This is a genomic window from Pseudomonas sp. MYb541 (assembly GCF_037479595.1).
GTDB lineage: Bacteria > Pseudomonadota > Gammaproteobacteria > Pseudomonadales > Pseudomonadaceae > Aquipseudomonas > Aquipseudomonas canadensis.
Genome location: NZ_JBBGYS010000016.1, coordinates 95,375 through 101,701, shown reverse-complemented (window position 1 = coordinate 101,701; position 6,327 = coordinate 95,375). Strand labels below are relative to the sequence as shown.

General features: G+C 62.8%; 5 protein-coding genes. 3 read left to right on the top strand and 2 right to left on the bottom strand.

All coding sequences use genetic code 11. The features are described from left to right. Positions 1-16 precede the first annotated feature (16 nt). On the bottom strand, positions 17-1,645 hold the full coding sequence (gene pvdP, locus WH299_RS12265) for a pyoverdine maturation tyrosinase PvdP (protein ID WP_122726218.1): 1,629 nt from the start codon (positions 1,643-1,645) through the stop codon (positions 17-19). A gap of 142 nt (positions 1,646-1,787) precedes the next feature. On the opposite strand from pvdP, the gene pvdM reads away from it, so the two are divergent. From pvdM to pvdO, 3 genes are read left to right on the top strand one after another with little or no spacing between them, the layout of a single operon-like run. Further along, on the top strand, positions 1,788-3,137 hold the full coding sequence (gene pvdM / locus WH299_RS12260) for a pyoverdine-tailoring dipeptidase-like protein PvdM (protein WP_068934225.1): 1,350 nt from the start codon (positions 1,788-1,790) through the stop codon (positions 3,135-3,137). An 18-nt stretch (positions 3,138-3,155) separates the two neighbouring features. Then, entirely contained in the window at positions 3,156-4,430 is a 1,275-nt protein-coding gene (gene pvdN / locus WH299_RS12255) for a pyoverdine-tailoring periplasmic protein PvdN (protein WP_339550374.1), read from the top strand. A 34-nt stretch (positions 4,431-4,464) separates the two neighbouring features. Continuing rightward, a complete protein-coding gene (gene pvdO, locus WH299_RS12250; RefSeq protein WP_123476673.1) occupies positions 4,465-5,325 on the top strand; it encodes a dihydropyoverdine dehydrogenase in 861 nt (286 codons plus the stop codon). Between the two features lie 57 nt (positions 5,326-5,382). Here the strand turns inward: pvdO and WH299_RS12245 are convergent, their stop codons facing one another. Beyond that, the gene (locus tag WH299_RS12245) at positions 5,383-6,213 is read right to left on the bottom strand and encodes a N(5)-hydroxyornithine transformylase PvdF (RefSeq protein ID WP_123476671.1); all 831 of its coding nucleotides are present in this window, start codon (positions 6,211-6,213) and stop codon (positions 5,383-5,385) included. Positions 6,214-6,327 lie beyond the last annotated feature (114 nt).

Sequence of the window (6,327 nt, the reverse complement as noted above, 5' to 3'; positions counted from 1 at the left end):
CCCACCACAGCCCCATTCAAGGGGTTTTCAGCTTCAGGTGACGCGCATACCACGGCCGCTTTGGCACCCGTTTGAACAGGCCCTGCAACATACCCTCGTCTTCGCCAAAGGTAATGCGCAGGGCCAGCTTCATGACCTCCGGGTCCATCTCCATCGACTTGCCCACCTGCAACCCCGGCGTGGTGCTGCAGCCATGGGTATCCGGGCCCAGCCAGGGATCGCCGACCTCTACCCAACGGCCCGGTGCGAACCAGGCCACGCCGTTGACTTGCAGGCGCTGGACTTCGCCCGGATTGAAGCGCTCATGGGCGCGAAACCAGTCTTCGATGCGGTCGTCGATCCAGCCATGGAAATGCCAGAACACCGGGTTGACATGGGATGAGAACGGGTCGCCGAGGAAGTCGTTTTCCGCTGCATACCAGCGCGCTGCGAAGTCAGCGGGGTCACGGGCCATGGGCACGGGGGCGCCGTTGGAGGGGTCGCGCGGCACGGAGGCCCAACGCATGTGCAGCCAGTCATGCAGGCCCAGCTCCATTTCGGAGCCCAGCTGACCCAGGGTGAATTTGGCCAGGTAGCGCGGGTCGCGGTATTGGGACTCCCACACTTGGAAGTTGCTGTGATAGGTCTCGGCGGCCTTGATGTCGCTGACCCACTGGGTGTATTCGGTGTCGTCCGGCGCCGACCAGGTGGGCGGCAGCGCGAAGCCGTCGTGGTTGTCGAAGTAACGCAGAAAGCCCAGGCGATCACGCTCCAGGGCCGGTTGCGGTTCGGGGAATTGCGGCCACGAGGGCAGATCCTGCATGGAGCGCGCGGTGCCGAGCATGTGGCGGTGCATGAAGAAGAAGTCGATACCCGAGCCGTTGCGGTCCTTGCGTTTACCCCGGGCATCGCGTTCCTGGCCGCGTGGGCCGGGTTGCCAGCCGATGCCACGCAGGGCATCGCGCTTTTCTTCGGAGAGCTTGTGCCACTGGTCACGGGTGGCGTGCCACAGTTGGTGGAACAGGCGATGTTCGGGCGCAATCAGCCAAGCCAGCAGGGTCGGGTTGAGGCCGATGCGCTGGCGGGCTTCAGGGAACCACTGCTTGTGGGCGATGAAGCGATTATCGCGCTCAACCCATGCAAGCGGCCGATCCAAGTCGAGGATCTGCCCACTGAGAGTGCTGCTGCCAGCGTTGGCAAAGGCCGCCCAGACTTCATCAAGGGTCATCTTGAATTCATAGGCGGGTGTACCGTCGACCGAATCACGGTCGATCAGGCGCCAGTAGAGCACAGCGCTCTCCCCCGTCAGCAGGTCACCCAGCACACGGTAACGCGGCTCGCCTTCTTCGGCGCGCAGGTGGGCGGCGGTGTCCAGGTAACCGCGCAAACCGCGTCCACGGGGCGCGATGTCGAGCAGCAGTTGCAAATCTTGCAGTGGCAGCCCTTTGAGGCCGGCGTCGCGACCTTCCAGGCGCAGGTCCCACACCCCACGCAGGGTGTTTGCCAAATGCTGGCCGGCGGTGTCGGCCAGGTCCACCGTGGCTTCGCCGGGGGTGATGGGGAATTCTTCTTCGCGCGTCAACTCGCGATGGGCATAGAAAGCGGCAGGCACGGCAGCGCCTGTCAGCGCCAGGCCTGCGATGAACCCACGTCGAGAGATGGTCATTGTCTACCTTAGGAAACGGCTTTATCAGAGCTAGAACGTTTGCCCGCCGGGGAAATTTACCGAGGCGCCTTCGCCGCCTAAATTTTGCCGCCGATCACTCGTTCTTCCCTGATAGCGAAGGCCTCAACTGACTGAGATGGCAATGACAAAACCACGTTCGAAAAAGGCGCTGTACATCGGCCTGCCGCTGGCACTGGCCATCGGTGCCGGAGCCGGTTTCCTGGTCTGGGATCACTGGTTCAAGGGCAATGCCGGCTACCCGCTGGCGGTGATCAAGCAGGCCAACGAAATGCAGGACCGACTGCTGTCGTTCGACAGCCATATCACCGTGCCCGTGGATTTCGGCACCGCCGGCAACGAGGCGGACAAGGACGGCGAAGGTCAGTTCGACCTGGTCAAGGCGGCACGCGGGCGTTTGTCCGGCGCAGCGTTGACCATCTTCGGCTGGCCGGAAATCTGGAACGGCCCCAACGCCCCGCACAAACCCACCGACGGTTTTGTCGAGGCCGCGCGCAACGAGCAGGAAGTGCGCTACAAGATCATCAGCGGCATGGTGCGCGACTTCCCCAATCAGGTCGCCATCGCCTACACCCCGGATGACTTCCGGCGCCTGCATGGCGAAGGCAAGTTTGCGATCTTTATCAGCATGCTCAACGCCTACCCACTGGGCAACGACTTGAACCAGTTGGACCTGTGGGCGGCGCGCGGCATGCGCATGTTCGGCTTCAGCTATGTGGGCAATAACGCCTGGTCGGACTCATCGCGACCACTGCCGTTTTTCAATGATTCCACCGACGCCCTTGATGGCCTGTCGGACATCGGCAAACAAGCGGTGCACCGCCTCAATGACCTGGGGGTTATCATCGATGTGTCGCAAATGTCGACCAAGGCGCTGGAGCAAGTGGCGCAATTGAGCCGCACGCCGATGGTGGCGTCCCATTCGGCGCCGCGCGCCTCCGTGGATATCCCGCGCAACCTGAGCGACAAAGAGCTGCAACTGATCAAGAACAGTGGCGGCGTGGTGCAGATCGTAGGCTTCTCCGCCTACCTGCGCCCGCTGAGCCAGCCGACCCAGGACAAACTCAACGCTCTGCGCGCACGCTTCGACCTGCCGCCCCTGCCTAACCTGGCCGTGGCCCTTATGCCGGGCGACGCGATCATCGCCGCCTGGCCGGAACACAAGTTCGGCGAGTACGCCAGCGCGCTGTACGGCATCCTCGATGAAGAACCGAAGGCCACCCTCAAGGACCTGGGCGATGCCATCGACTACACCGTGCGCAAGATCGGCATCGACCATGTCGGCCTGTCGTCGGACTTCAACGATGGCGGCGGCGTCCAGGGTTGGAACAACGTCGGCGAAATACGCAACGTCACCGCCGAACTGATCCAACGCGGCTACTCCGAAGCCGATATTGCCAAGCTGTGGGGAGGCAACTTCCTGCGGGTGTGGGACCAGGTCCAAAAAGCCGCCAAGCCCTTGGCCAACCGTTAATCATCTAGAAGCCCGTCCATGACCGACCGCCGTACCTTTCTCAAGCAGGCTGGGGTACTTGCCGCCAGCCTGCCACTGGGCGCCGCCCTGCTTCCGCAGGCCATCGCCGCCAACGCAGCAACCGATGACCCATGGACGGGACTCAAGCAACTGTTCAACCAGGACCCGGACTACCTGCACTTTTCCAACTTCCTGGTGGCAACTCACCCCAAGCCGGTGCGCGAGGCCATCGAGCGCTACCGCGCGCAGATCGACCGCAACCCAGGGCTGGCCATGGACTGGGACCTGCAGGAAACCTGGAAGCGCGAAGGCCAGGTGCGCGAATGGGCCGGCCGTTACCTGAGGGCCACCCCACCGCAAATCGCCCTGACCGGAAGTACGTCCGAAGGTTTGGCGATGATTTATGGCGGGATCAAGGTACGGCCTGACCAGGAGATCCTCACCACCGTCCACGAACACTACGCCACCGAGTTCAGCCTGGATTTCCGGGTGCGCAAAGAGCAGACCCAGGTCCGCAAGATTCGCCTGTTCGACAACGCCAACCGCGTATCGGCCGACGAGGTGCTGGGCAACATCCAGCGCAATATCCGCGCCAACACCCGCGTACTCGGCATGACCTGGGTGCAGTCCGGCAGCGGCGTGAAGCTGCCCATCGGCGAGATCGGCAAGCTGGTGGAAGAACACAACCGCAACCGTGACGACAAGGACCGCATCCTCTATGTAGTGGACGGCGTGCACGGTTTCGGCGTGGAAAACCTCGACTTCCCGGACATGCACTGCGACTTTTTCATCGCCGGCACCCACAAATGGATGTTCGGTCCACGCGGCACCGGCCTGGTCTGCGCCCGCGACTCGCAAAACAAGTATGTGACACCGATGGTACCGACCTTTTCCGAAGACAAGGACTTCGCCACCATCATGACCCCGGGCGGCTACCACGCCTTCGAGCATCGCTGGGCGGCGGACGAGGCCTTCAAACTGCACCTGCAACTGGGCAAGGCGCAGGTGCAGGCGCGGATTCACGCACTCAATACCGAACTGAAAGACCAATTGCTGGCCCACCCGAAGATCGAACTGGTCACCCCGCACAGCCCTGAACTGTCGGCTGGCTTCACTTTCTTCCGCGTCAAAGGCCAGGACAGTGATGCCGTGGCGGCCTACATGATGAAAAACCGCGTGGTGATCGACGCGGTGGACCGCGATGTCGGCCCGGTGATCCGCACCGCTCCCGGCCTGCTCAATTCCTCCGCCGAGATCCAGCGCTTCATGACCTTGCTGAGCCAGCGGGCGTGACGCACACCTTTTCCCCTTTGAATGAGAGGCCCACATGAACAAACCCCTCACGGCCCTGGCGCTCACCGCCCTGTGCGGCGCCTTGCTGCCCAACCTGGCCCAGGCCGCCGCGCCGCAACCCGGCAAGGTGTTCAAGGATTGCAAGGACTGCCCGGAAATGGTGGTGCTGCCCGCCGGCACCTTCACCATGGGCACGCCCGAGGATGAAGTCGGCCGCGAGCCGGATGAAGGCCCGATGCATGAGGTGACCTTCGCCAAGCCGTTCGCCATGAGCCGCTTCCACATCACCGCCGGCGAATGGGACAGCTACGTGCGCCAGACCGGCGTGAAGATCGCCGATGGCGACACTCGCCCCGGCCGCGAATGCATCGCCAGCAAGCCGCGCTATCCCCAGGGCCCACGCCAGCCGGCGGTGTGCATGGACATGGACGACATCAAGAGCTACGTGGCCTGGCTGTCGAAAAAGACCGGCCAGCAGTACCACATGGTCAGCGAGTCCCAGCGTGAGTACGCCGCGCGCGCCGGTTCTACCGGGCCGTTCCCCTTCCCGTTCGATGAAGGCAAGGACTACAGCATCGCCAAGCACGCCAATACCTATGGCCCCGCAGATGGCTACAGCTACTCGTCGCCGGTCGGCAGTTACCCGCCGAATGCGTTTGGCATGTACGACATGCATGGCAACGTCTACGAACGAGTGGCCGACTGCGAACACCCCAACTACATCGGCGCGCCTACCGATGGCAGCGCGTGGATGGAGCCTAACTGCGAGGGCTACATGATCCGGGGCAATGATTGGGGCGAGGCGCCGGTATTTTCGCGCTCGGGCAATCGCAACACCATCTATCCGCAGACGCGGGGGGATTGGATTGGGTTCCGCGTAGTGCGCGACCTGTAACACCCAGGAGATTTAATGTGGGAGCAAGCCCGCTCCCACATTCTTAACCGTGCCCGCTTAGATTCCCTTCTGCGCCAACAACGCCAGCCCTTCATGCAACGCCGGGAACAGGCTGTTGTTGAAGTTGTTCCAGCGCAATTCGAGGATGGTGTCTTCCGGCGTGATCTCGGTCTTGAGCACGTCGTGGAACACTTCACCCGAATCAATGCCGTTGTCGACGTAGTGGAACGAGGCACCGGTGAGGTACAGCGGTTCCGAAGGCGTGGTGGCCTTGGTCGCCCAATCCGTAACCGTCAGACCACGTGCGCCATACAAGGCGTTCCAGGTGGCGTAGGCACCACGGCGCTCGTACGGCGATTCAATACGGGTAATGCCCGGATGGATGTTCATGATGCGCCGGGCAAACGGCGCACCGGGGCGCACCAGCTCATCCAGGATCACCAGCAGGCCGTCCAGTACCACGATATCGGCCTTCAATTCCACCAGCGTGTCATGCAGGCGGCGTTCGAAATCCTGCTTGCCGGCGATATGTTCCGCACTGCCCCGTGGCAGGCGTCGATAGGTCGACGGCACGCTCAGCAGCAAGTCATTGACCAGCCGCCCCTGCACGCGCAGGTCGGCCGGATACAGCCACTGGCGCCCCGGCTGGTAGGCAAAACCGTAGTCGGCCACCAATTGCTGATCCCGCGGGTTCTGCTCGTCATCGTCATACACCACGCCCACCAGGTTGTAGGCCTCGCCCAGCGGCGTGTCGTTCAGCGCCCCCGCCAGGGATTCCAGCACCGACATCATGTAGCGCTCATGATCCTTGTAGGCCACCGGCTGCCCGGCCTTGTCGGCCGCGGCATTGCGCAGGGACCACACGTACACCAGATTCTTTTTCGTCATTGTTTCGCTCTCGCTGGATAGATCAGGCACGCCAATACGCGTGCGCCTACACCACAAGAACGAACCAGCCCCCGTGCAATTTATCCACCCCCTTCACCGCCCGGCACACCGAGC

Excerpts from the sequence above, each read along its gene's own strand:
- pvdP (WP_122726218.1), bottom strand. The coding sequence starts at position 1,645 with ATGACCATCTCTCGACGTGGGTTCATCGCAGGCCTGGCGCTGACAGGC.
- pvdM (WP_068934225.1), top strand. The coding sequence starts at position 1,788 with ATGACAAAACCACGTTCGAAAAAGGCGCTGTACATCGGCCTGCCGCTG.
- pvdN (WP_339550374.1), top strand. The coding sequence starts at position 3,156 with ATGACCGACCGCCGTACCTTTCTCAAGCAGGCTGGGGTACTTGCCGCC.
- pvdO (WP_123476673.1), top strand. The coding sequence starts at position 4,465 with ATGAACAAACCCCTCACGGCCCTGGCGCTCACCGCCCTGTGCGGCGCC.
- WH299_RS12245 (WP_123476671.1), bottom strand. The coding sequence starts at position 6,213 with ATGACGAAAAAGAATCTGGTGTACGTGTGGTCCCTGCGCAATGCCGCG.